Source organism: Staphylococcus sp. HMSC055C03 (assembly GCF_001809385.1).
GTDB classification, from domain to species: Bacteria; Bacillota; Bacilli; order Staphylococcales; family Staphylococcaceae; genus Staphylococcus; species Staphylococcus simulans.
In genome coordinates this window covers 130,363-155,608 of the sequence record NZ_KV797494.1, presented here as the reverse complement: position 1 = coordinate 155,608, position 25,246 = coordinate 130,363, and the positions used below count along the sequence as shown (strand labels likewise).

Below are 25,246 nucleotides of genomic sequence, written 5' to 3'. Positions count from 1 at the left end.
ATTTTCAAATGGTGCAAGGTCTTTCACTTATCTATTTCAATTTCTATTTGGAAAATTAATCGGTACAATAAGAGTAAGGAGGGGTCTTTTATGTCAAAAAATATTTTTGAAACTATTAAAACATTAACTGAAATTCCAAGCCCATCAGGTGATGCTTATCAAGCTATAGAGTATGTGCAATCTTTTGCGGAGGATTTAGGGTATCCGACTTATGTGACAAATAAAGGTGCATTGATGATTACAGTTAAAGGTGAAAATGATGTAGATCATCGTTGTATTACTGCACATGTAGATACTTTAGGCGCAATGGTCAAAGAAATTAAAGAAGATGGTCGCTTAGGTATTGAGTTGATTGGCGGTTATGCGTTCAACGCAATTGAAGGTGAATACTGTACGATTCATACAGATTCAGGTAAAAACTATACAGGCACGATTTGTTTACATGAAACTTCAGTTCATGTTTATAAAGACAACCATAATATTCCACGAGATAAAGAACATATGGAAATCAGAATTGATGCGGTAACACATAATGAAGAAGATACACGCCAATTAGGTATTGAAGTAGGGGACTTTGTAAGTTTAGATCCTAGAACAATCATTACAGAGAATGATTTTATTAAATCTCGTCATTTAGATGACAAGGCAAGTGTTGCGATGATTATGGATTTCTTAGAAGACTATAGCAAGAATGATAAAACATTGCCTTATACGACACACTTCTTTATTTCAAATAATGAAGAAATTGGTTATGGTGCGAATGCGTCAATTCCAGGTAAAGTGAATGAATACATCGCATTTGATATGGGTGCGTTAGGTGATGGTCAAACGTCAGACGAATATACAGTGTCGATTTGTGCTAAAGATGCATCAGGACCATATCATAAAAAATTACGCCAACATCTTACACAATTGGCGAAAGAAAATAATATTCCATACAAAGTTGATATTTATCCTTACTATGGCTCAGACGCTTCAGCTGCGTTACGCGCAGGAGCAGATATAAAACACGGTTTATTTGGTGCGGGTATCGAATCTTCACATGCGTTAGAGCGTACGCATCTTGATTCAATCAAAGCGACACAACGTTTACTTGAAGTCTATCTTTATTCAGAAATGGTTGGAGATTAATTCGAAATAGTTAGAAATTTTGAATTTATGTGTTGACATCTTAAAAAAGAGCGTGTATTATTCAAAGTACATTGCAAACGACGTTAGAAGTAAACGTAGCTTATATGATTTGTAGCACACAGAAAACTGATGGTTGATGTAAATCAGTACAACATATAATGTGAATTGGGCTTTTAATGTGCAAGATCAACAATTTAAATAATGAATAAGAACATGAAAATGTTGAACTAAGGTGGCACCACGGTAACGCGTCCTTATCGGAAGAGCGTTATTGTGGTGTTTTTATATTGAGTTAAAAAGAAAAAGAGAAATACAGTGAAGAGATAAAATGAAGTAGTTAAGCAGTTAGAGTAAATTCAGAAAGTTAGTGGTTGATGCAAACTAACCTCGCTGCCTAATGAATTGGGTTTTGTTGGAAGCTGACAATTCAATCAAGTATGAGTGGGTCATCAAACTGATGGCTAATAAAGGTGGTACCGCGCCAAAAGCGTCCTTGTTACAACAAACAAGGACGCTTTTTATTATGGGAGGAGAATTAACATAATGGATGTAGTATACAAGAGATTAAATGCTGATATTACCCCTGAAGCATTAGCACAATTAGCAAAGCGAAAAATTATTTTAGAAAGTGCAAGTCAAAATAAAACTAAAGGTCGTTATTCAGTCGTTGCCTTTGATATATACGGTGAGGTGATATTGACTGAAGATGAACTTACAATAAAAACACCAGAACAAACAATCACAGAGACGAAACAACCTTATCAAAGACTTAAAGAATATGTTCAAAGTTATTACGCAGAGATTGAAGAGGACTTATTAAAAGATCTACCATTTATTTCAGGATTTATCGGCTCATGTAGTTTTGATTTAGTCAGACATGAATTTCCAGTACTAAAGAAAAGACAAGTTGCTGATAAACCAAATCAAACTGACGTTCATTTATACATGATTGAAAATGTATATGTATTTGATCATTATAAAGAATACTTGTATGTGATATCTACAAACTTATTCTCGAATGAGCCGCCTGAAGCGATTGAAAAAAGAGTAAACCAACAAATAGATGCTTTACAAAATGTTAAATTGTATCAGCCGGATACTTCTTTTGTGCCAAGTCAAAAAGATATTATTCCGAATATTCAGGATAATCAATTTATTCGAAATATTTCAAAATTTAAACAGTTAATTACTGAGGGAGATATGTTCCAAGTTGTCCCTTCAAGAATTTATCGTTATAAACATGAGTTCGGCGATAAATTACATGACTTATCTTATCAACTGTATCGTAAGTTGAAACGTCAAAATCCAAGTCCATATATGTATTACTTAAATATCGATGAACCGATTATCGTCGGAAGTTCACCTGAAAGTTTCGTCAAAGTTAAAGGTAATGAAGTTGTTACTAATCCAATTGCCGGAACAATCAAAAGAGGACAAACACCTGAAGAAGACGAAGCTAATGCACAGCAATTGTTAAGTGATGAAAAAGAGTTAAGTGAACATCGTATGTTAGTAGATTTAGGAAGAAATGATATTCATCGTGTCAGTAAGACAGGAACATCTAAAATTGAACGTTTAATGGAAATTGAAAAATATGAACACGTGATGCATATCGTTAGTGTCGTAACTGGGCAGCTTAATGAAAAAATGTCACCTATGGACATTATCGCAAGCTTATTACCAACAGGCACGGTATCGGGTGCACCAAAACTCAGAGCAATTGAACGTATCTATGAAGCACATCCGTATAAACGTGGCGTTTACAGCGGTGGTGTCGGTTATATCAACTGCAATCACGATTTAGATTTCGCTTTAGCGATTCGTACGATGTTAATTGATGAGACGTATGTAGATGTAGAGGCAGGATGTGGTGTTGTATATGATTCAATACCTGAAAAAGAATTAGAAGAAACGAAACTTAAAGCGAAAAGCTTATTGGAGGTTACACCATGATATTAATCGTAGATAATTATGACTCATTTACTTATAACTTAGTGAATATCGTAGCAGGTTACACAGATGTCGTGGTGAAATACCCTGATGATCCGACAGTCTTTGACTTACAACCAGATGCGGTGATTATTTCACCGGGACCTGGTCATCCTGAAGATACAGACGACTTAAATCGTATTATTAAACATTTTGAAGACTTGCCGATTTTAGGTATCTGCTTAGGTGCACAGGCTTTGACATGTTACTACAAAGGCCATGTTATCCAAGGTGCCAGTGTCTTACATGGCAAGATTGATACGATGCACCAATTAAAACCGACAGTCTTATACGAAGGGTTGCCTGAAGCATTTAAAATCATGCGTTACCACTCGCTCATCAGCGATCCAGAAACATTCCCAGAATCATTAGTTATTACAGGAGAAACAACGGATTGTATTCAATCTTTCGAACATCAAGATAAACCACATTATGGTATCCAGTATCATCCAGAATCTTTTGCGACTGAACATGGTACTGAGATTATTCATAACTTTATTAAACTCGTTGAGAAAGGGGCTAGCAGCCATGACACTTATTCAAAAAATCCAAACACAACCGAACTTAACGCAACAAGACATTAATACATTTATCCAAACGTTAATAAACCCGGATATTGATAATGAAACAAAAGCAGAATTGTTACGTGATTATACTGCTCGCCCATTAAATCAAACAGAAGTCACTTATTTAGTAGCAGCAATGATTCAAACGATGTATCCTGTACAACCGGTTTACCCTGGTGCTATGTGTGTATGTGGTACAGGTGGCGATAAATCAAATAGCTTCAATATTTCAACAACCGCTTCTTTCATCGTCGCTGCAGCAGGTGTCAACGTACTAAAACACGGCAACCGCAGTATCACATCCGCTTCAGGCAGCAGTGACTTACTCAATAAAATGGGAATCGCTAGTTCGCAAGTCGCTGATGTTGAAACAAGAATGCAAGAAACAGGTTTAGCCTTTTTAAATGCGACAGACACGTATCCGGTCATGAAATATATCCAACCGATTCGCAAAATGTTAGAAGGTCCAACCATCTTTAACATCTTAGGACCTATGATTCATCCATACAAATTAGAGTATCAAGTCGTAGGGGTTTACAATCCAGAGTTTGTGAAACCAATGGCTGAAACACTCTATGACTTAGGTCGAAAACGTGCCATCGTGTTACACGGCGCAAACGGAATGGACGAAGCGACATTGTCTGGAGAAAACATTATTTATGAAGTGAACCAAGAAACAGGTATTACGTCTTATCATTTAAATGCTGAAGATGTGGGCTTAACACCAGCAAGTAATGAAACATTAAAAGGCGGGACACCTGCAGAAAACTTAGAAATTACCTTAAATATTTTAACTGGCAAAGATCATTCAAGTAAACGTGATGTCGTGGTATTAAATGCTGGTATCGCATTGTATGTCGCAGAAAAAGCAGATTCGATTCAAGAAGGTGTGACATTAGCACAACAATTAATCGATGAAGGTAAAGCTTTTGCTCAATATAAAAAAACAGGAGGGCAAGTGTATGACTATATTGGATGACATTGTTGAATATAAAAAATCGTTATTAGAAGAAGGGTACTATGATCGTTTATTACGTACACTTCCAGTAACCAATGTTAAATATAAAAAGAAATTAAGTGAACGTTTAAAAGAACGGAGTCATTTATCAGTCATCGCAGAAATTAAATCTAAAAGTCCTTCAGTTAAGAAATTACCTGATCGAGATTTGACACAACAAGTTAAAGATTATGAAGCATACGGTGCACAAGCAATTTCTATCCTGACTGATGAATATTATTTCGGCGGCAGTTATGAACGCTTAAATAAACTTACAAAAGAAACGACATTACCTGTATTATGTAAAGACTTTATGATAGAACCGATTCAAATTGATGTGGCATATCGTGCAGGTGCATCCATCATTTTACTCATCGTCAATATTTTAGATGATCAACAAATGCATGAACTTTATCAATATGCGAAGTCTTTAGATTTAGATGTGTTAGTAGAAGTACACAGTAAGCAAGAATTAGCGAGAGCTTATCAACTTGCGCCAGATATTATTGGTGTAAACAACCGTGATTTAACACGTTTTGTGACGAATGTCGAACATACTAATGAAATACTAGAGAATAAAAAAGATGGTTATTACTATATTTCAGAAAGTGGCATTCATACACAAGAAGACGTCGAAAAAATTGTGGGTTCAGGTATAGATGGCATCTTAGTTGGTGAATCACTTATGAAGTGTGATGATTTATCCCAATTCTTACCAAGCTTACAGCTAAAAAAGGAGCAGTAAGATGTTCTTAAAATATTGCGGCTTTCAATCAGAAGACGATGTTACACGAGCCATAGAGAATGATATAGATGCGATAGGCTTTATCCACTATCCCAAAAGTAAACGTCATCAAAGTATAGAAGACATTGCACAATTAACAAAACTTGTACCAGAAAAGATTCATAAAGTAGTAGTGGTCGTTAATCCAACAAAGGAAATTGTTGCAAAACTTATAGAAGAAACAAATATTGATACGATTCAATTTCACGGACATGAAGATGTTGCACTCTTACGATGGTGCAACTCACAATATCCTGACATTCAAATATACAAAGCACTTCCAGCAAGTTCTGAACTAGTTGAAGCCATTGAAACTTATCGAAACGAAGTAGATTTATTTATTATCGATACACCTTCCATCCATTATGGCGGCACTGGCCAATCATTTGATTGGCAATTACTGAAACAACTGTCAGATGTTCCATATATAGTGGCAGGCGGTATGGATTTAGAGAAGATTCAACAATTCGAACAACTCGATATTCAAACAACAGGATTCGACATCGCAAGTGGCATTGAAGTAGAAGGTCGAAAAGATCCACAAGCAATGAAACAAATTTCAAATTATATTAAGGAGAGAGATAAAAATGACGAACGAAACAACACAACCCATTCAAACTGAAGTAGATGAACTTGGATTCTTTGGTAATTATGGCGGACGCTATGTCCCAGAGACATTAATGCCAGCGATTCAAGAATTAAGACAGGCTTATGATGAAGCTAAAAATGATCCCGAATTCCAACAAGAATTAGATTACTATTTAAAAGATTATGTAGGACGTGAAACACCTTTAACTTATGCGAAATCCTATACAGAAGAGTTAGGTGGCGCAAAAATTTATTTAAAACGTGAAGACTTAAACCATACAGGCGCACATAAAATTAATAATGCTTTAGGTCAAGCCTTACTAGCTAAACGTATGGGCAAACGTAAATTGGTTGCTGAAACAGGTGCAGGCCAACATGGTGTAGCCAGTGCAACCGTAGCAGCACTCTTTGATATGGAACTTGTGGTTTTCATGGGTGAAGAAGATATCCAACGTCAAGCATTGAACGTATTCAGAATGGAATTATTAGGTGCCAAAGTAGTGTCTGTGACAGATGGTCAAGGTACATTATCGGATGCGGTGAACAAGGCGTTACAATATTGGGTCAGCCACGTTGACGATACACACTATTTATTAGGTTCAGCATTAGGACCAGATCCGTTCCCAACAATGGTTCGTGATTTCCAAAGTGTTATCGGCAATGAAATCAAATCACAAATTTTAAAAAAAGAAGGTCGTTTACCTGACGCAGTAGTTGCATGTGTAGGCGGCGGTTCTAACTCAATTGGTACGTTCTATCCTTTTGTACAAGATAAAGACGTAAAATTGTATGGTGTAGAAGCTGCAGGTGAAGGTGAAGACACAGAAAAACATGCTTTAGCAATCGGTAAAGGCTCTGTTGGTGTCTTACATGGTACGAAAATGTATCTATTACAAGATGACAACGGTCAAATCGGTTTAGCACACTCTATTTCAGCGGGTCTAGATTATCCAGGTATTGGACCTGAGCATAGTTACTATCATGATATTGGTCGTGCGGAATATCCAAGTGCATCAGATGAAGAAGCGATGGAAGCTTTAATCAGATTTACGAAAGCAGAAGGCATTATTCCAGCAATTGAAAGTGCACATGCCTTAAGTTATGTAGAAAAATTAGCACCGACAATGGGCAAAGATGAAATTATTGTTGTTACTGTTTCAGGTCGAGGAGATAAAGACATGGATACAATTCGTAAATATACACAAGAACGAGGTGAAGGTCATGAGTAAACTATTTATTCCTTATATTATGGGTAACAAAAAATTTATTGATAATTTAAAAGTCTTACAAGAAGAAGGGGCAGATATTGTTGAAATCGGCCTACCATTCTCAGATCCTGTCGCAGATGGTCCAACAATTATGGATGCAGGCAGTAAGGCAATTAAAGAAGGTATGAGTGCACGCGTGATTTTAGATGAGCTTAAAGCACATAAAGATGAATTACAAGGGTCTAAATATGTCTTAATGACTTACTATAATGTAATTTTACATTATGGAGAAGCAGCATTTTTAGAAGACTGTGAGGCAGCAGGTGTATACGGTTTAATTATTCCGGATTTACCATTTGAACTTGCAGAACAACTCAAAGCACGTTTCCCTGATCGCAAAGTCAATATCATCTCATTAATTGCTATGACCGCTTCAAACGAACGTATTGAACACATCGCAGCACATGCTGAAGGATTCATCTATACTGTAACAATGAATGCGACAACTGGAGATAATGGAGCGTTCCACCCAGAATTACAACAAAAAATTGCATTCATTCAAGAAAAAGCAAATGTACCTGTTGTAGCAGGATTCGGTATCAGAACACCAGAACAAGTCGCAGAAGTGACACGTTTCGCTGATGGTGCAGTCATTGGCAGTGAAATCGTCAAACGTTTCGCAAATGACGAAGAAGCAACAACAAGAGGCTACTTACAAAGTATTCGTAAAGCATTAGATGAAAATAAAACAACTGCACAATCATAAAATGTTTTTTTAAATCAGGGTCTGTCTCAGACTCTGATTTTCGCTTTATATATAGTGGTTTTGATAACGGTTTGACACGTGTGCGTGTTATGATAGATAAGCAAGGTTATTACACAAGGTACTTACTTAAAGGCGAACCAGAATAGTTGTAAGAAGTTGAATTCTTGCTTAACATACATAATAAAACAACAGAAATGAAAGGTTTCAATTTTAGTTTTCCTTTTGGGTATTGTATAATAATGAAGATTGAAAATTGATACCAATAAGAAATTAAAAGATAGAGAATACGAATTAGGAGTTATTGAAATTATGAAGTTTACCAATTTAACTACAGCTGAATTTGGAGATTTTACAGATAAAATGCCGTATAGCCATTTTACACAAATGGTAGGCAACTATGAGTTGAAAGTTGCAGAAGGTACAGAAACACATCTTGTCGGGGTGAAAGACAAAGATGACAATGTCATTGCAGCATGTTTACTTACAGCTGTGCCAGTAATGAAATTCTTTAAATATTTCTATTCAAACCGTGGGCCGGTCATTGACTATGATAATAAAGAATTAGTCCATTACTTCTTTAGAGAATTAAAGGCATATGTTAAACAATACAATGCATTATACTTAAGAGTAGATCCATATTTACCATATCAATACCGTAACCATGATGGTGAGATTATAGGAAATGCAGGTCATGATTGGATATTTGATAAAATGGAACAATTGGGTTATATCCATCAAGGCTTTACAACTGGCTTTGATCCGATTATTCAAATTCGTTTCCATTCTGTATTAGATTTAAAAAATAAAACACCACAAGATGTTTTAAAAGGTATGGATAGTCTACGTAAACGTAATACGAAAAAAGTAAAACGTAATGGTGTAAAAGTCCGCTTCTTAGGTGAAGATGAAATGCATATTTTCCGTAAATTTATGGAAGATACTGCAGAAGCGAAAGACTTTGATGATCGTGAAGACGACTTCTATTATTACAGACTAAAACACTATAAAGATCGTGTCTTAGTACCGATGGCTTACATTGATTTTGAAGAGTATATTAATGAATTGAACGCTGAACAAAAGAATTTAGAAAAAGAAATCAATAAAGCTGAGAAAGACTTGAATAAGAATCCTGAGAACCAAAAAGCTGCACGCAAAAAAGAAAACCTTGAACAACAATTAGAAGCACATCATCAAAAAGTTGCTGAAGCGCGCGACTTACAACAAAAACATGGTAATGAACTACCGATTTCAGCTGGATTCTTTATTATTAATCCATTTGAAGTTGTTTATTATGCAGGTGGTACTGCGAATGAATACCGTCACTTTGCGGGAAGTTATGCAGTGCAATGGGAAATGATCAACTATGCGATCAACCATGGTATCGATCGTTATAACTTCTATGGTATCAGCGGCCACTTTACTGAAGACGCTGAGGATGCAGGCGTTGTGAAGTTCAAAAAAGGATTTAACGCAGATGTAATTGAATATGTTGGAGACTTTATTGCACCGATTAATAAGCCGATGTATAAACTTTATACAACGCTTAAGAAAATCAAAGATAGATAAACATAAGGTAGAAGGGAAATAAAGAAATGAAATTTACAGAGTTGACAGTTAAAGAATATGACAATTTTGTGCAGAATCCATCGCTAGAAAGCCATTATTTTCAAACGAAAGAAAATATCGGCACAAGAGAAGCAGACGGTTTTGAAGTTGTATTATTAGGGATTAAAGACATCGACAACCGTGTGATTGCAGCAAGTTTATTCTCTAAAATTCCTACAATGGGAAGTTATGTTTATTATTCAAACCGTGGTCCGGTGATGGACTATAGCGATTTAGGTCTTGTAGAGTTTTATTTACGTGAGTTAGAGAAATACTTACGTCAGCATAATTGCTTATATGTGAAATTAGATCCATATTGGATTTACCAAATTTATGATAAAGACGTAAACCCATTCCCAAGTCGTGAACAAAATGATGCACTTGTGAACTTATTTAAATCACACGGTTACCATCACCACGGCTTCACAACAAAATACGACACTTCAAGCCAAGTGCGTTGGATGGGTGTCTTAGATCTTAAAGACGAAACACCAGCCTCTCTTAAAAAACAATTTGATAGCCAACGTAAACGTAATATCAATAAGTCAATTAATTATGGGGTAAAAGTTCGTTTCTTAGGTGAAGACGAACTAGATAAATTCTTCAAGTTATACCGTGAAACTGAAGAACGTGCTGGTTTCGTTTCAAAAACAGATGAGTACTTCAAAAACTTCATTGAGCACTATGGTGATAAAGTATTAATCCCATTAGCTTATATTGATTTAGATGAGTACATCACATCGCTACAAGAGTCATTAAATGATAAAGAAGGCCGTCGTGATCAAATGATGGCGAAAGAAAATAAATCTGATAAACAATTGAAGAAAATCTCAGAGTTGGATAAACAAATTGAACATGACCAAAAAGAATTGCTGAAAGCGAGCGAATTGCGACAAACAGATGGTTCAATTCTAGATTTAGCTGCAGGTGTTTATTTCGCAAATGCCTATGAAGTGAACTACTTCTCTGGTGGTTCTTCAGAGAAATATAATCAATATATGGGACCATATATGATGCATTGGTTCATGATTAACTATTGCTTCGAACATGGTTATGATCGTTATAATTTCTATGGTTTATCAGGTGATTTCACTGAAGATAGTGAAGACTACGGTGTGTACCGCTTCAAACGCGGCTTCAATGTACAAATTGAAGAATTAATCGGAGATTTCTATAAACCAATTCAAAAAGTGAAATATTGGATTTTCAATACGTTGAATAACATCCGTCAAAAAGTAAAAAAATAAAGGTTATGCTTTTAAGAAGTAACCTAACATAATAAAAAACGTGCTTTCCTCATCAAATTTTGAAGAAAGCACGTTTTTTTGATTTAATTAGTGCGCAAATGCGTCAAATACATAGTTTAAACCGATTAAAAGGAAAGTGAAACCAACAAAGAAAGCGATTAAAAATGCACCTATTAATGGATTGAACAATAAAATGATACCTGCGATAATACCAATGATATTAACGAGTAATGAGAAAAAGTGATATACCTTATTCGTACGCTCTACTGGTGTCACAGTAAAGACACCTAATGCAGATGAAAAGATAAACCAAAATGCAAGCATATAAATAATTGCGACTTGACCTACATTAGTAAAAACAATAAATAAAATACCGAAAATAATATTAAGAATACCAAGTATCATTAACCAGCCGCTAGCAATACCTACAAAAGCTTTTGTTAAACGTCTGAAGAATAATTCAGCAATACCATTAAATATGAAGAAAATCCCGAATAACCAAGTGATGACTGTTAAGTTTTCGACAGGGAAGCTCACGCTTAAAATTCCAATCAATGCGAATAATAAACCGATGATTAAACTTGACCATCTAATGTGATTAGTAGACAATTTTAACACCTCTTTCATGAATTATATACATTAGTATATACCCTTAAACGAAAAAATACATGTTAAAAAATTCATAAATAGTTAAAATAAGATGATAATCAACAAAAGAAGTAAATTGTATAATTAAATGGTATTTAAAGTGAAGTTAAATAGAATACTCCTTACTTAAATTGGTAAGAAGGTATGCAAATATACATAGATGCACATAGAGAGAAGGGATAAATAAGCGATACTAGGGAGGTTAAGTGACTTAAAATAAGCCTCAAAATATAAAAAAACGTTATATAAAGTAAGTCAATACACCAAGAACTATTAGAATCATGCTAAGCATAGTTGTCATTAACCATTTGAACTGAGTATTTGAGCTTTTTTGGAAATCGTCAAACTTTGTATCAAGTTTAACAATTCTACCATCTAATGCATTAAATTTATCATCAATTTTTTGATCCAGCATGTTAAAACGTTCATCGATTTTAGCATCAAGTGATTAATGTATACAGTTATTTAGCGATAAATAGCTAAAAATTAAGAGGTTTAGTTGTTTGGAAAGCTAAATGACTGTAAAAGATAGAATTAAATATATTTATGTTATGTAAACTAGTTAGTGTTATTGTATTTAAAATATTGCATATAAGGATTGACTGAGTATGTTTAGATATTGGTGTTTAAGCATTATAAATACTGTTATTAGAAAATTTGAATGCTGAGAGAGCTTCTGTATTGCATCGAGAATTAACATTACGGATAATCATACAGATGACGCAAAGTAGTTATAATTAAAATGGTATGATTAACGATGTTTAAACTGGATTGATTTAAGTAATGTCAAAGATGGATATTGTGAACATAAATAAGGTATTTATCATAAAATAAGATGCTGAGAGACGCTCTGAGCTGCAATGAGAATTAGATATGATGGATAAATACCAATGGCGTTTCATAATAGCAATTAGAAATGACTAAGCTGATTTATAATAATGAGATATGCGATTTGAACTTAGATTTGTAGTTTGAATAAATTAATATGAAGATCCACGGTAATTAAGATAAGTCAGTTCAGCTGACTGTATGCAGAAAATAACATAAGTTAGCAAAACTGAATATATGGTAAATATGACCATAAAAGCGAGGTAGCTGTATGTAACTATTCTTTTTGTTCTTTTAGTTTACATAATATATATTATAGGAAGTTATGTATTGAGCAGAAGAAGTGGTTTTACCTATACTCTATTGTGTATGTATTGATACTTTTGTTGTTATGTTTATGTTGCTTGGTCATGATTTGTAACTTGTGTTTGAGTCTTTGTTTGCTTTAGTTTGAACTTCCTCAAATTCTAAACCAAAAAAGCTGTTTTTATGTATTTTAATTTAGGTAAATTCGTACATATAGCAAGTTATGGATTTAAGTATGTAAAAAGCTTTGATTAAGGATTGGCCATTAATTGAATCAGCTGATCTGTCTCTAGTTTACATAATCTAAGATATTGCATAAATAGTATCCAGATACCTTTTTGTACCTGGATACTATATGAGTAATTTAATCTTCATTATAAGCAGCTATGAGTTCTTTAGTATATGAATGACGTGATTCATCAAATAATTGTTTTGTTTTGAAGTCATCTACAATTTGACCGTTTTGAATGACAATCATTCGTTCAACAATTTGATTTAACATTGCTATATCATGAGAAATAATGATCATTGTTGTTTGTTGTTGATTATGGATGGCTTTAAGCTTTTCGACTAATTTTTGTTCAGCAACAACATCTAAACTTGATGTGATTTCATCGCAAATTAAAACATCAGGCTGCAACATAACCGTTCTTAATACATTAAATCGTTGTAATTGCCCCCCACTGACTTGATCTGGATAACGCGTTAAGAGTTGGCTATCTAAGTCTAATTGTGACATTAAAGGTAATACAACTTGGTCAAATGAGTGTTCAGCATTCGCATAGTATTTTAAAGGTTCTTTTAGTGATGCTTTAATCGTTAACTTTGGATTAAAACTCTGTGTCGCTTGTTGAAAAATTGGTAAGATACGAGGCGAATTAATATCTATTGTGCCTTGAACAGGTGTTAATTCACCTAAAATCAAGTTCATTAATGTCGTTTTACCAGAGCCTGATTCACCGATAATCCCTACTAATTCGCCCTTTTGAATATTGAGGTTAATGTTATGAAGAATATCTGCTTTGTCATACGCAAAACTGAGATGTTTAATTTTAATCATGCGTATCTTCCTTTCGTATTAAGCGACTTCTCGCATTTAGCAAGTGCTTTGTATATCCAGCAATATTACCTTCTTTAAATTGCGATATAGGTCCACTTTCAATGATGGTTCCATCTTTAATAACATTGATTTCATCCGCATATTGAATCACATGTGTTAAGTTATGTGTGATTAACAGTAAAGTTGTATTGTGAGTTTCAGCTAAGTGCTTAATCAGCTTCATAATACGTTGGCCATTTAATACATCTAACGATGCGACAGGTTCATCCGCAATAATTAAATCGGGTTCTAACATTAAAACACTCGCGATGTACAATCGTTCTAACTGTCCACCTGATAACATGAAACGATATTTAGATAAGATATTATTGCTGTCTAAATTCACCCAATTCAAGGCGCGTTCAATAAATTCTAATGCTTCTTGTTTAGAAACAGCATAATGCGTACGATATATGGCACTTAATTGTTTGCCAAGACGGGTGTGATTATTAAAACTATGCGCATAATCTTGTGAGATATACCCAATTTGTTTACCTAATAATGGTTTAATAGATTGAATGGGTTGGTTCTCATAAAAGAATTGATCATATGATACTTTTAATTCTCTAGGGGTTTGACCGATTAATGTACTTGCGGTTAAGCTTTTGCCTGAACCACTTTCACCGATTAATACATTCACTTTACCTTCTATAATAGACAAGTTTAAATGCTGTATTAAGGGACGTTGCTGTTGATCGGTGATATTCAAATTATTCAATTGCATCAAGGTTTTAGTCATGAATATCCCTTCTTTCTGAGATACGGTCTCGCAATGCATCCCCTGCCAAATTAAAGAGCAAAATAGTAATGGAAATCAATGTTGCAGGTGCTAATAACATAATCGGATGTTCAGTAAAGAAATCTCTACCAGCCGCTAACATAGCACCCCATTCTGGTGAAGGTGGTTGTGCGCCCAATCCTAAGAATGAAAGTGATGAAATATATAGGATGATTTTACCAATATCTACAATCATCAAGACGATTAATGAAGGAAGCACTTGCGGTAATAAGTGTTTAAAGATAATTACATAGCCTGGCACATGGAAATAACGGGCTAGTTTAATATAATTTTTGTCCATCTCTGTATTCCCAATCGTACGCGTTACTCTCGTATAAGTCATCCAGTTAATGATTGTAATGGCAATGACTAAATTCCAAATACTTGGTTTAAAGAAACTCGCAAAAGCAATCATTAAGACAAAGTCAGGGATACCTAAACCAATATCAATGATTCTCATAATAATGGTGTCTAAGATACCCTTGCGATAACCCGCAATCAAACCTAGCGGTACACCTATTATTACGATTAAAGCAATTGTTAGCAGTGTAATCGCAAGTGTATAACGTGCGCCTATCACGAGTCGCGCAAATAAATCTCTGCCATAATCATCAGTCCCAAGCCAGTGTTGAGGACTTGGAGTTTGTAATGCATCGTTTAAATGTACCGTTAATGCTTGGTTACTTGTTACTGTAAATTGAAGAAGAATGAGTAAAAGCAAATAGATAGCGAAAATATAAAAAATGATATTATGTTTCGTCAGTTTCATCATTGTTTCACTCGCCCTTCTCTTCTGCGTGACCATAAAGATTTAGGTTTCAAATGTTTATAGCGTTGTGTCGGGTCTAAGAATAAGATAATGATATCCGCAATCGCATTTCCAATCACCACAAAGGCGCCTATCATTAATACAGCGCCTTGAACGACAGGATAATCTCTCGAACGAATGCTTTCAACTAAGAAATAACCGATACCCGGTATATCGAATAAATTCTCGATTACAACAGTACTTTCGATTAAACCGCCAATAGACATACCGATAATAGAAATCACGGGTATCAAAGCAGGTTTGAAGATGTCTTTAAATAGAATATAACTTTCTGACATGCCACGTGCACGTGACGCTTTCACTTCCCTGCTTCGATATAAATCGATTAAAGTCGAACGCATTAAGCGAATGTGATACGCACTTAAACCGATACTTAACGCGATAATAGGCAAAATATAACCAGCAGGCGTATCAATACCAGCTGCTGGTAATAGCTCTAATTTTTGTGCTACGAAATAAATCAGTAATATTCCTAAAAAGAATGAAGGAATTGAAACAAAAGCTGAAGTTAACACACGAATGGTACGATCAATCCAAGTGTGATAATAAACAGCAGCTAACGTTCCAAGTGTTAAAGATAATAACAACGTAATCAATAATGTACCAAATGCGATAGTGAGTGTGGATGGTGTGAAGAATAATAGTTCATTCAGTACTGGCTCCTGTGTTTGAATACTCGTGCCGAAGTCCAAACGTAAGATATGTGTAAACCACTCCCACCACTGCACAATTATCGGTTGATTTAATCCTAATTGTGCTCTGGCTTGTTCAATTTTGTCATGAGATACATTCGCAACATCTAAATGCAGCATTTTATTGACTGGATCACCAGGCGAAAGTTTCATCAATATAAATGTAATAGTAGAAAGGACAAATAATACTAAGATCATTTGTCCTATTCTAGAGAGTAAGTGTTTAATTATCATTTTCGTTTATCTACCTTTTCATCAATCAGGTAAATACCTTCTGGTGTCGTTTGAACATTTTCGACTTTTTGGTTCATCGCATTGATTTGGTCATTATAAAGGATATAACTATTTGGAATATCTTGCTTTGATACTTCTAATATTTCATTTGTTAAGTGATGACGCTCATTTTTATCTACAGTATGATTCAATTGTTCAATCAATTGATCTACTTTGTGATTATGATAAGCGCCCTTATTCACTGCACCATCTTTTTTATATGCCATATTAAAGAAGTAACCTGTATCTCCTCTAGGAATCGTACCGAAACTATACATAGAGGCATCCCAATCTTTTTTGTTTTTCAAGAAGCCTTCAATATCATCTACGTTTTGAATTTTAATTTGAATATGTGCTTTTTTCGCATCAGATTGAATGACTTGTAAGATTTTAGTCAGTTCAGGTCTGCCTGAATAAGATGAAACATTCAATTTTAATGGATGTTTCTCTGAATAGCCTGCTTTTTCCATTAGTGCTTTGGCTTTAGAGATATCTTGTTTCGGAATGGCTTTATCTTTAATAAAATCTAGTTTTGTATTGAACGGACCATTGGCTGGTGCTGCATAATGATCAGCGACTTTATCACTGATTTGTTGGCGATTAATCACAGCATCTAATGCTTCTCGCACGTCTTTAGTCATTTTAGGACTTGTGTGGTTGTAAAGTAATAGTGATGTTCTGAAACCTGAAGTATTTTCTAGTTTTGCTTTATCTGATTTTTTGACGCTGTTGATTTTATCTACAGGTACATTAGTAGTGACATCCGTACGGCCAGAGAGTACATGTTCTGTTCTTGAACTGCCATCTTCATTAAAGGTAACTTTCATAGATTTTAATTCTGGTTCACCATGCCAATAATCTTTATTTTGACTTAAATTGATTTGTTGTGTTCGTTTGAAATCTTTAATGGCATATGGGCCTGTGCCGACAGGTGTTTGTTTGATATCTGTTTTGGATTTTGTATCATAAATAGCGGTAAAAGGACTCGCAAGTTCGGAAATCAACTCTGGATACGCACCTTTAGTCTTAATCGTTACTTTTTGGCCTTCAGCTTTAATAGATTCAATAGGTAATGTTGCTTTCAGCAGGTCACTTTTTTTCAAACCTTGCTCTAAGCTATCTTTGACAGCTTGTCCTGTTAAGGCATGTCCATTTTGGAATTTAATGCCATCTTTTAAGGTGAAAGTTAATGTATCATCAGATGGTTGGTCGTATGATTTAACGAGGTGTGGTTTAATTTCACCTTTCGTTGTTGTTTTAAATAATGTTTCAGCCGCTCCAATTGTAACAGGAACATCTGTATCATACGGTGCAAGTGTTGTCGTTTTTAGAGGGAGTTCGACTTTTAATTGGTCATCAGCTGATGAGGAACCTCCGCTATTACTGCATCCAGCAAGTATGACTGCACCTGCAGCAAGTGATGTAAGTAATCGTTTCATGAAAGACATCTCAGTTAAAGTTATGTTATGTAAGTTTAAACATCATCTTTTGAGATGCTGTTCACTTCCTTTCTATCTATAGGCATTATTGTTTAATTATAATACGTAAATATTCATTTTAAAAGAAGAGTGCGTTGGCGCTATAGTATAAACAAAATAAAACAAGACTGCTTAGAAAACAGCCTTGTTTGTTATAAATATATTTATTTATTTCTGCGGAATCCATGTATGCGTGAACGTCTGCCTTCATGTTCATGCAGCTCTTTTTGAAGACGTTTTTCTAAACGGCGACGTCTGAAGTCGCGTGTGAAATACCAGACTAAGAAACTTTCAATTAAACTGATAATTGCCATAAACGCAGCATACCCTAATAATGGCTGATATGTGATATCAAAAAAGTTTGGCAAGAAGAATGCAAGCACGCCCAGTACTACAAATGTTAATACTGCAGGTGCTACCCATTTACTTAAAGCGAGTCCGAAAAAGACAGTTACGATTAATACTGCTACAATCGTAATCCATAAATAATTCGGCATATCAAAAATCGTCATATACTTACTCCTCTCATTTCTATGAGAATTTAATCGTTTGCTTTATACATATTGTACAGTAAAGTGATTAAAACATGAAATAAATCAAAGCTTGTGCTAGATGCTTTCGTGAATCGCTTGATGTATAATTTACTCATAACAATTATTAAGATTGCAGGAGGAATTCTATATGAGCCAAGGATTACCATTAAGAAAAGATATTCCTAAGCAAGAGAAATGGGACTTATCGGATTTATTTGAAAGTGATGAAGCATTTTATCAAACATTAGAAGAAGTACTAAGTGATACACTTGCATTCAATAAGACGTTTGAAAATCATTTAGATTCAGTAGAACAAGTGAAAGCAGCATTACCTCGATTTGTAGATTTATTAGTTCAAATTGATCGTTTAGGTAATTACGCGGAAATGTATCACAGCGTAGATACTACTGACCCAAACCGTCAAAAATTGAGTGCTAAACTTAGTACATCATACGGAAAAATTGCGAGTCAACTTGCTTTTGTTGAGTCAGAAATTCTCGCATTATCTGATGCGCAAATCGACGAATTGATTGCTGATACACCTTATCCGCATTATTTAAAACAATTGAAACGTCGTAAACCACACCAACTGTCATTCGAGGTGGAAAAAACATTAGCAGCTTTATCACCGACATTCAGTGCGGCTTATGATATGTACGGTATCACTAAAATGTTGGATATTCATTTTGAGCCATTTGAAGTAGATGGTAAAACATATCCATTAGACTACCCTACTTTCGAAAATGAATATGAAGATAATCCTGATACAACATTCAGACGTAAAAGCTTTAAACATTTCAGTGAAGCTTTACGTAAATATCAACATACGACAGCTGCGATTTATAATACGCATGTACAACAAGAGAAGATTGAAGCGGATTTAAGAGGCTATGATTCAGTCATTGACTACTTGTTGGAAGAACAAGAAGTGACAAGAGAAATGTATGACCGTCAAATTGATGTCATTATGAGTGAATTAGCACCTGTCATGCAACGATATGCGAAATTACTTCAAAAAGTACATGGTTTTGACCATATGAAATTTGAAGACTTGAAAGTCTCTATTGATCCATCATACGATCCAGAAATCTCAATTGAAGATTCTAAAAACTATATCTATAATGCATTAGGTATTTTAGGCGATGACTACTTGAACATGGTACAAGCTGCTTATGATGATCGTTGGATAGATTTTGCGCAAAATAAAGGTAAAGAAACAGGTGCTTATTGCGCAAGTCCATATGCTTCTCATAGCTATGTCTTTATTTCATGGACTGGTAAAATGAATGAAGCTTTTGTATTAGCACATGAATTAGGACATGCAGGTCATTTCAATCTTGCACAAAGTCATCAAAACTTCTTAGAATCAGAAGCGTCTATGTACTTTGTAGAAGCACCATCTACTACCAATGAAATGTTAATGTCGAACTATCTCTTTGAAAGCAGTAATGACCCTAAATTTAAACGTTGGGTAATCGGTTCTATTATTTCAAGAACATACTATCACAATATGGTGACGCACTTATTAGAAGCAACGTATCAAAGAGAAGTTTATCGCTTAGTAGATGCAGGTGAAACATTAACAGCCTCTACACTTAATGATATTACACGCAAAGTTTATCAAGACTTCTTTGGTGATGCAGTTGAAATTTCTGAAGGAGCAGAGTTGACTTGGATGCGTCAACCACACTACTATATGGGACTCTATTCTTATACGTATTCTGCTGGTTTAACAATAGGTACAGTGATGTCACAACGTATTAAAAACGAAGGACAACCTGCAGTAGAAGATTGGTTGAATACCTTGAAAGCTGGCGGCAGTTTATCACCTGTAGACTTAGCAAAAACAGCAGGTATTGATATTACAACAGATGCCCCACTGCGTGAGACAATCAGTTATATCAGCAGTCTTGTAGATGAACTTGAAGAATTAACAGAAGAAATTAACCAACAATCATAAGAAAAGTTCATATCAAGCTTTATATATTGTTGAAATACACAAATAAAACAGGGAGAACGCTCGCATTGAGTGTTCTCCCTGTTTTTATATTTTTAGACCATTGATTCGTAAGCTTCGCCAGTAATATAGTAGTAAATATTTTCAGCGATATTTGCGATATGGTCTCCCATACGTTCTAAATGTCTTGCGGCTAAATGGGCTTGCCCTGCCACAAATGGATCATTATCGATTAAATAAGTTGTATTTACGATGTCTTTATATAAATCGTCAATATCTTTATCTCGTTCGATAATTTCAAGAATTAAAGTTACGTCTTTATTTTTAAATGCTGTATCTAAATCTTTCAGCATAAGCAACCCTAAATCACCCATTGTTTTTAAACGCGTTAAAATGTAATGATCAGTGATTTTTACACGTTTACGGATTTTCGCAATGCTTGCGGCATTATCACCGATTCGTTCAAATTCTGATGCGATTTTTAATGCAGCAATCATCATACGTAAATCTGTCGCAATCGGTTGTTGTTTTGTGATTAACATCACAACTTTTTCATTGATTTCATCTTCTAATTGGTTAATATCCAAATCACCTTTAATGATTTGGCGAGCGAAATTTCGATCTTCTTTATTTAAAGATTGAACCGCTTTTTCGATACTGAAGTAGACTTTAATTCCCAAAGCACGTAAATCTTTGATTAAGTCTTTTAGTTGCTCTTCATAATGCTGACGGATAACAGTCATTAACCGAAACGTCCTGAAATGTAGTCTTCTGTTTGTTTGTCAGAAGGATTAGAGAAGAGCTTATCAGTATCATCGTACTCGTTTACGTAACCATTTAAGAAGAATGCTGTTTTGTCTGAAATACGTGCTGCCTGTTGCATGTTATGCGTTACCATGATGATAGAATATTTTTGTTTTAATTCTTGAACCAATTCTTCAACTTTTAATGTTGAAATCGGGTCAAGTGCTGATGTAGGTTCATCCATTAAGATTACATCAGGTTCGATTGCTAAACATCTAGCGATACATACACGCTGTTGCTGTCCACCTGATAAACCATATGCGTTTTGGTTTAATCTGTCTTTTAATTCATCCCAGATTGCTGCGCCGCGTAATGATTTTTCAACGATTTCATCTAAGACTTTCTTGTCTTTGATGCCGTGGATTTTTGGACCATATGTGATGTTATCATAAATTGATTTTGGGAATGGGTTCGGTTGTTGGAACACCATACCTACGTTTGTACGTAATTTTTCAACAGATTGTTTATTGCTGAAAATATCGTTGCCGCGGTAAAGAATTTTACCTGCTGTTTTAACACTTGGTACAAGTTCTACCATTCTGTTTAATGTTTTGATATACGTTGATTTACCGCAACCTGAAGGTCCGATAATCGCTGTGACATTGTTTTTTAAAATATCTAAGTTAATATTTTTTAATGCGTGGTTTTCACCGTACCATAAGTCTAAATTTTGAGTTGAGTAAACAATTTCTTTATTTGTATCTGTTTCAATTTTAGACGATTCATTAGAGTATGATTCTACTTTAATTGTACGTTCTGACGCGTGGCTTTGTAACTCTTCATTTAGCTTTGCCTTGTCTTGTCCTTGTTTTCTGTCTTGAACTTTTTCCATTCTGTCAAAACTCCTTTGATCAATTATTATTCGTGAGCTTCAATTTATCAATTAGTATTTTTTACTGAATTTATTTCTTAAGAATATCGCTAAACCATTCATCGCTAGTAACAATACAAGTAAAACGATGATGCCGGCTGATGCGACATGTTGGAATGCTTCTTGCGGCATTTTTGCCCAGTTGTAAATTTGAATCGGCATTGCTTGAAACATATCGAAGATACCAGTTGGTAAGCGTAATAAGATTGTTGGGATACCGATTAAGATTAATGGTGCTGTTTCACCTAATGCACGTGATAACGATAAGATGAATCCTGTTAAGATACCAGGTAATGCAGCTGGTAAAACAATTTTGTAAATTGTTTGCCATTTGTTGCCGCCTAATCCATAACTTGCTTCTCGTACTGATTTAGGTACAGCACGAATTGCTTCTTGGCTTGATACAATGATTACTGGCAAAATCAGTAATGACATTGTTAAAGCGGCTGCAATGACTGATTTACCTAGTGATAAAGATTCACTTCCCATACCACGAACGAAAATCGTAAGTCCTAATAAACCGAATACAACTGAAGGTACACCAGCTAAGTTTGAAATACTGATTTTAACGAAACTTGTGAATGCATTATCTTTCGCATATTCTTCAAGATAAATCGCTGTACCTACACCTAAAATAATTGAGATAGGAATGATTGTAATCATTAACCATAATGTACCAACTAATGCACCTTTAATCCCTGCCATTGAAGGCATTGAAGATGAGAAGTTCGTAAAGAATGATGGTTTTAAATAAGGAACCCCTTTGATTAATGTATCGATTAATAATGCTGCTAGCACAATAAGTCCGATTAAAGTACAAGCGAAGAATACCCACTTCAACACTTTGTTTTTAGTTAAACGAGATGATAATTTCTTTTCAACTTGTTGTTGGTTAACCAGCGCTCTGCTGCTGCCACTTTGGTTTGTAGTTGTTGTAGTCGCCATCTTAATACTCCTCTCTGAAACGTTTTGCAATCCATTGAGAGATTAAATTCATTACAAGTGTGAAAAGGAAAAGCGTAAATCCTACAGCGTAAATACTGTAATACGCATCAGATCCGAATGTTGCATCACCTGTTGCAACTTGTACGATATAACCTGTCATAGTCTGAATTGAACCAGTTAAATTAAATGTTGCATCTGGTGTACTACCTGCTGCTAAAGATACAATCATTGTTTCACCGATGGCTCTTGAGATTGCTAAAACAATTGAAGCAACAATCCCTGAAATGGCTGCTGGTAAAACAACTTTTGTCGCAACTTCAAATTTTGTTGCGCCTAATCCTAATGCACCTTCACGAATTTTGTTCGGTACTGATGCCATCGCATCTTCACTTAAACTTGTGATTAATGGGATGATCATAACCCCTACGACTAAACCTGGTGAAATTGAGTTGAAGCTTCCTAATTCAGGGAAGATACTACGTAACATTGGTGTTACGAATGTTAATGCGAAGAAACCAAACACAATTGTTGGGATCCCTGCTAAAATTTCAAGTACAGGTTTAATAATTTTACGCATTCTGTCTGATGCATATTCGCTCAAATAAATCGCTGCGCCTAATCCGATAGGTACCGCAAAGAGTGTCGCAATGACAGTAACTTTCAACGTACCAAATATTAATGCCCAAATACCGTATTTCGGGTCGCTAGAGAATGGGTTCCACTCTCTTGTAAACAAGAATTCTACGATAGATACACGTGTGAAGAATGTAATAGTTTCTGTTAATAGAGTAAATAAGATACCAATTGTTGTAAGAATCGATATCACTGCGATAACCGCTAGAACAATAGGAACAAGTTTGTCACTGACACCTTTTTTGTTTCTTTGGTTATGAGCAATCATTTCTCTAACGTTGTGTTGAGATTTCATAATTCCCTTCTTCCTTCCCTTGGAAAAATAATAAGTGTTAAACAATTTGATTGTGTGAATAAGTCTTAAAACAAGCGCACCCGAGACACAGCTCGGGTGGACAAGTGCTTATGAGATGCGAAACTTAAGTTGAAAGTTTCATTGCTAATGGAAGTTTAACTTGAGTACTGCTGTGATTATTTAGTTGAATCTTCTAGTTTTTTAAGTTGATCTTTGTAGTCTTTTTCAGGTAATGCTACATAGCCAGCTTTTTCTGCTGATTTACCTTTATCTTCTAAGATAAATTTGATGAATGTGTTAAAACCTTTATTGTCTTTAAGTTTTTTGTCGTTAGTGTATACATATAAGTCACGGCTTAATGCGTAAGAACCATCTTGGATAGATTTCTTAGTTGGTTCGATTGCTTTACCGTCTTTACCTTTGATTTTAACTTCTTTTAATGAATCTTTGTTTTGCTCGTAGAAGTTGTAACCAAAGTAACCTACACCGTTTTTGTTATTTTTAACTGATTGTACGATAACGTTTGTATCTGCGTTTTTCTCAGCTTTGATATCTTCTTTGTTCATAACTTCTTCACTGAAGAAATCGTAAGTACCATGTGATTGGTCTGGTGAGAATGCTTTGATTTCTTTAGCTGGGAATTTAGGGTTAACATCTTTCCAAGTTTTAGCTTGACCAGAGTAGATTTTTTTCAACTCATCAACTGTTAACTCTTTAACGAAATCGTTGTCTTTGTTGACTGCGATTGTTACACCGTCTTTAGCGATCTTCCATTCAGAGTATTTGATGCCTTTTTCTTCTAATTTCTTTTTCTCTTCATCTTTGATTGGACGTGAAGCGTTTGAGAAATCAGTTTCGTTATTGATGAATTTTTCAAAACCGCCACCTGTACCAGAAGTACCTGATGAAACCGTAACGTTCGGATATTTTTGAGCAAATTTCTCATTTAAAATTTCAATAATTGGTCCTACAGTTGAAGAACCGTCACCTTTAACTTCGCCTTTGACTTCTTTATCCTTGCTATCTCCGCTGTCGCTGCTACCGCCGCCGCTGTTTCCACATGCGCCTAATAATAATGAAGCACCAATTACTGTAGTTCCTAAAACTTGCCATTTTTTCATGATAAGAAATCCTCCTAAAATAAACATTTGAGCGTTATGATTTTTTTGTTTGCTCAAGCTGTATGTAATCACTTTCAACACCTATATTACAGACGGATTGTTAATTACAAATAGAGGAATTGTAAATATACAGTGAATGAGAAATCAGATTAAATTTACAATCTTTACAAAGTTTACAATCGCACAATAAACCGCGTCATATCAACGTTTTAATATTGTGTTAATATGATCTTCATAATTGCTCAATGGAAATTAGATTGAAAATTTCTGTAAAA

23 protein-coding genes are annotated in these 25,246 nt (G+C 34.9%); 11 read left to right on the top strand and 12 right to left on the bottom strand.

Features of this window, described 5'->3' with window-relative positions:
* Positions 1 to 90: 90 nt before the first annotated feature.
* The 10 genes from HMPREF2603_RS08245 to HMPREF2603_RS08200 all read left to right on the top strand — a co-directional run bounded on the left by HMPREF2603_RS08245 (position 91) and on the right by HMPREF2603_RS08200 (position 10,881).
* The gene (locus tag HMPREF2603_RS08245) at positions 91 to 1,131 is read left to right on the top strand and encodes a M42 family metallopeptidase (RefSeq protein WP_060804261.1); all 1,041 of its coding nucleotides are present in this window, start codon (positions 91 to 93) and stop codon (positions 1,129 to 1,131) included.
* Between the two features lie 543 nt (positions 1,132 to 1,674).
* Positions 1,675 to 3,084, top strand: coding sequence for an anthranilate synthase component I (locus tag HMPREF2603_RS08240; RefSeq protein ID WP_060804262.1), 1,410 nt, complete (start codon positions 1,675 to 1,677; stop codon positions 3,082 to 3,084).
* Positions 3,081 to 3,704 (top strand): anthranilate synthase component II, encoded by a 624-nt coding sequence (locus HMPREF2603_RS08235; RefSeq protein WP_002480883.1) that lies wholly within the window; start codon positions 3,081 to 3,083, stop codon positions 3,702 to 3,704. The genes HMPREF2603_RS08240 and HMPREF2603_RS08235 overlap by 4 nt, the downstream gene beginning before the upstream one ends.
* Complete coding sequence (gene trpD / locus HMPREF2603_RS08230; RefSeq protein WP_060804263.1) at positions 3,649 to 4,665, top strand: anthranilate phosphoribosyltransferase; 1,017 nt, start codon at positions 3,649 to 3,651, stop codon at positions 4,663 to 4,665. Before HMPREF2603_RS08235 ends, trpD begins: the two co-directional genes overlap by 56 nt.
* Positions 4,649 to 5,428: an indole-3-glycerol phosphate synthase TrpC gene (gene trpC / locus HMPREF2603_RS08225; protein ID WP_002480885.1), complete on the top strand. Its 780-nt coding sequence runs from the start codon at positions 4,649 to 4,651 to the stop codon at positions 5,426 to 5,428. The genes trpD and trpC overlap by 17 nt, the downstream gene beginning before the upstream one ends.
* Before the next feature lies 1 nt (position 5,429).
* Entirely contained in the window at positions 5,430 to 6,089 is a 660-nt protein-coding gene (locus HMPREF2603_RS08220) for a phosphoribosylanthranilate isomerase (RefSeq protein ID WP_060804264.1), read from the top strand.
* Positions 6,055 to 7,284 carry a tryptophan synthase subunit beta gene (trpB, locus tag HMPREF2603_RS08215; protein ID WP_060804265.1) on the top strand — a complete coding sequence of 410 codons (1,230 nt, stop codon included), beginning with the start codon at positions 6,055 to 6,057 and terminating at the stop codon, positions 7,282 to 7,284. Before HMPREF2603_RS08220 ends, trpB begins: the two co-directional genes overlap by 35 nt.
* Complete coding sequence (gene trpA, locus HMPREF2603_RS08210) at positions 7,277 to 8,029, top strand: tryptophan synthase subunit alpha (protein ID WP_023015234.1); 753 nt, start codon at positions 7,277 to 7,279, stop codon at positions 8,027 to 8,029. The genes trpB and trpA overlap by 8 nt, the downstream gene beginning before the upstream one ends.
* A 309-nt stretch (positions 8,030 to 8,338) precedes the next feature.
* Complete coding sequence (locus HMPREF2603_RS08205; RefSeq protein WP_060804266.1) at positions 8,339 to 9,595, top strand: aminoacyltransferase; 1,257 nt, start codon at positions 8,339 to 8,341, stop codon at positions 9,593 to 9,595.
* 26 nt (positions 9,596 to 9,621) lie between these two features.
* A complete protein-coding gene (locus HMPREF2603_RS08200; protein ID WP_002480890.1) occupies positions 9,622 to 10,881 on the top strand; it encodes an aminoacyltransferase in 1,260 nt (419 codons plus the stop codon).
* An 87-nt stretch (positions 10,882 to 10,968) separates the two neighbouring features.
* Here the strand turns inward: HMPREF2603_RS08200 and HMPREF2603_RS08195 are convergent, their stop codons facing one another.
* The 7 genes from HMPREF2603_RS08195 to HMPREF2603_RS08165 all read right to left on the bottom strand — a co-directional run bounded on the left by HMPREF2603_RS08195 (position 10,969) and on the right by HMPREF2603_RS08165 (position 18,324).
* A complete protein-coding gene (locus HMPREF2603_RS08195; protein WP_233650834.1) occupies positions 10,969 to 11,499 on the bottom strand; it encodes an HdeD family acid-resistance protein in 531 nt (176 codons plus the stop codon).
* 1,528 nt (positions 11,500 to 13,027) lie between these two features.
* Positions 13,028 to 13,723: an ABC transporter ATP-binding protein gene (locus HMPREF2603_RS08190; protein WP_060804267.1), complete on the bottom strand. Its 696-nt coding sequence runs from the start codon at positions 13,721 to 13,723 to the stop codon at positions 13,028 to 13,030.
* Positions 13,716 to 14,501, bottom strand: a complete 786-nt coding sequence (locus tag HMPREF2603_RS08185) for an ATP-binding cassette domain-containing protein (RefSeq protein ID WP_060804268.1) — start codon at positions 14,499 to 14,501, stop codon at positions 13,716 to 13,718. The genes HMPREF2603_RS08190 and HMPREF2603_RS08185 overlap by 8 nt, the downstream gene beginning before the upstream one ends.
* Entirely contained in the window at positions 14,494 to 15,312 is an 819-nt protein-coding gene (gene nikC, locus HMPREF2603_RS08180; RefSeq protein ID WP_060804269.1) for a nickel transporter permease, read from the bottom strand. The genes HMPREF2603_RS08185 and nikC overlap by 8 nt, the downstream gene beginning before the upstream one ends.
* Entirely contained in the window at positions 15,309 to 16,292 is a 984-nt protein-coding gene (gene nikB, locus HMPREF2603_RS08175) for a nickel ABC transporter permease (protein ID WP_373879042.1), read from the bottom strand. The genes nikC and nikB overlap by 4 nt, the downstream gene beginning before the upstream one ends.
* Positions 16,292 to 17,773, bottom strand: a complete 1,482-nt coding sequence (gene nikA, locus HMPREF2603_RS08170; protein WP_060804271.1) for a nickel ABC transporter substrate-binding protein — start codon at positions 17,771 to 17,773, stop codon at positions 16,292 to 16,294. The genes nikB and nikA overlap by 1 nt, the downstream gene beginning before the upstream one ends.
* Before the next feature lie 203 nt (positions 17,774 to 17,976).
* Positions 17,977 to 18,324, bottom strand: coding sequence for a hypothetical protein (locus HMPREF2603_RS08165; protein ID WP_002480897.1), 348 nt, complete (start codon positions 18,322 to 18,324; stop codon positions 17,977 to 17,979).
* A gap of 169 nt (positions 18,325 to 18,493) precedes the next feature.
* Here HMPREF2603_RS08165 and pepF point away from each other — a divergent pair, with 169 nt between their 5' ends.
* On the top strand, positions 18,494 to 20,305 hold the full coding sequence (gene pepF, locus HMPREF2603_RS08160) for an oligoendopeptidase F (protein WP_002480898.1): 1,812 nt from the start codon (positions 18,494 to 18,496) through the stop codon (positions 20,303 to 20,305).
* Positions 20,306 to 20,397: 92 nt separating this feature from the next.
* On the opposite strand, the gene phoU is transcribed toward pepF, so the two are convergent.
* The 5 genes from phoU to HMPREF2603_RS08135 all read right to left on the bottom strand — a co-directional run bounded on the left by phoU (position 20,398) and on the right by HMPREF2603_RS08135 (position 24,971).
* A complete protein-coding gene (gene phoU, locus HMPREF2603_RS08155; protein ID WP_002480899.1) occupies positions 20,398 to 21,045 on the bottom strand; it encodes a phosphate signaling complex protein PhoU in 648 nt (215 codons plus the stop codon).
* Positions 21,045 to 21,938 carry a phosphate ABC transporter ATP-binding protein PstB gene (gene pstB, locus HMPREF2603_RS08150; RefSeq protein WP_060804272.1) on the bottom strand — a complete coding sequence of 298 codons (894 nt, stop codon included), beginning with the start codon at positions 21,936 to 21,938 and terminating at the stop codon, positions 21,045 to 21,047. The genes phoU and pstB overlap by 1 nt, the downstream gene beginning before the upstream one ends.
* 51 nt (positions 21,939 to 21,989) lie before the next feature.
* Positions 21,990 to 22,922, bottom strand: a complete 933-nt coding sequence (pstA, locus tag HMPREF2603_RS08145) for a phosphate ABC transporter permease PstA (protein WP_060804273.1) — start codon at positions 22,920 to 22,922, stop codon at positions 21,990 to 21,992.
* A 1-nt stretch (position 22,923) separates the two neighbouring features.
* The gene (pstC, locus tag HMPREF2603_RS08140) at positions 22,924 to 23,850 is read right to left on the bottom strand and encodes a phosphate ABC transporter permease subunit PstC (RefSeq protein ID WP_060804274.1); all 927 of its coding nucleotides are present in this window, start codon (positions 23,848 to 23,850) and stop codon (positions 22,924 to 22,926) included.
* Positions 23,851 to 24,026: 176 nt separating this feature from the next.
* Entirely contained in the window at positions 24,027 to 24,971 is a 945-nt protein-coding gene (locus HMPREF2603_RS08135) for a phosphate ABC transporter substrate-binding protein PstS family protein (RefSeq protein ID WP_060804275.1), read from the bottom strand.
* Between the last annotated feature and the right edge of the window lie 275 nt (positions 24,972 to 25,246).

Bases quoted from the DNA above. Each gene is read 5' to 3' on its own strand.
- HMPREF2603_RS08245 (WP_060804261.1), top strand. From the start codon at position 91: ATGTCAAAAAATATTTTTGAAACTATTAAAACATTAACTGAAATTCCA.
- HMPREF2603_RS08240 (WP_060804262.1), top strand. From the start codon at position 1,675: ATGGATGTAGTATACAAGAGATTAAATGCTGATATTACCCCTGAAGCA.
- HMPREF2603_RS08235 (WP_002480883.1), top strand. From the start codon at position 3,081: ATGATATTAATCGTAGATAATTATGACTCATTTACTTATAACTTAGTG.
- trpD (WP_060804263.1), top strand. From the start codon at position 3,649: ATGACACTTATTCAAAAAATCCAAACACAACCGAACTTAACGCAACAA.
- trpC (WP_002480885.1), top strand. From the start codon at position 4,649: ATGACTATATTGGATGACATTGTTGAATATAAAAAATCGTTATTAGAA.
- HMPREF2603_RS08220 (WP_060804264.1), top strand. From the start codon at position 5,430: ATGTTCTTAAAATATTGCGGCTTTCAATCAGAAGACGATGTTACACGA.
- trpB (WP_060804265.1), top strand. From the start codon at position 6,055: ATGACGAACGAAACAACACAACCCATTCAAACTGAAGTAGATGAACTT.
- trpA (WP_023015234.1), top strand. From the start codon at position 7,277: ATGAGTAAACTATTTATTCCTTATATTATGGGTAACAAAAAATTTATT.
- HMPREF2603_RS08205 (WP_060804266.1), top strand. From the start codon at position 8,339: ATGAAGTTTACCAATTTAACTACAGCTGAATTTGGAGATTTTACAGAT.
- HMPREF2603_RS08200 (WP_002480890.1), top strand. From the start codon at position 9,622: ATGAAATTTACAGAGTTGACAGTTAAAGAATATGACAATTTTGTGCAG.
- HMPREF2603_RS08190 (WP_060804267.1), bottom strand. From the start codon at position 13,723: ATGATTAAAATTAAACATCTCAGTTTTGCGTATGACAAAGCAGATATT.
- HMPREF2603_RS08185 (WP_060804268.1), bottom strand. From the start codon at position 14,501: ATGACTAAAACCTTGATGCAATTGAATAATTTGAATATCACCGATCAA.
- nikC (WP_060804269.1), bottom strand. From the start codon at position 15,312: ATGATGAAACTGACGAAACATAATATCATTTTTTATATTTTCGCTATC.
- nikA (WP_060804271.1), bottom strand. From the start codon at position 17,773: ATGAAACGATTACTTACATCACTTGCTGCAGGTGCAGTCATACTTGCT.
- HMPREF2603_RS08165 (WP_002480897.1), bottom strand. From the start codon at position 18,324: ATGACGATTTTTGATATGCCGAATTATTTATGGATTACGATTGTAGCA.
- pepF (WP_002480898.1), top strand. From the start codon at position 18,494: ATGAGCCAAGGATTACCATTAAGAAAAGATATTCCTAAGCAAGAGAAA.
- phoU (WP_002480899.1), bottom strand. From the start codon at position 21,045: ATGACTGTTATCCGTCAGCATTATGAAGAGCAACTAAAAGACTTAATC.
- pstB (WP_060804272.1), bottom strand. From the start codon at position 21,938: ATGGAAAAAGTTCAAGACAGAAAACAAGGACAAGACAAGGCAAAGCTA.
- pstA (WP_060804273.1), bottom strand. From the start codon at position 22,922: ATGGCGACTACAACAACTACAAACCAAAGTGGCAGCAGCAGAGCGCTG.
- pstC (WP_060804274.1), bottom strand. From the start codon at position 23,850: ATGAAATCTCAACACAACGTTAGAGAAATGATTGCTCATAACCAAAGA.
- HMPREF2603_RS08135 (WP_060804275.1), bottom strand. From the start codon at position 24,971: ATGAAAAAATGGCAAGTTTTAGGAACTACAGTAATTGGTGCTTCATTA.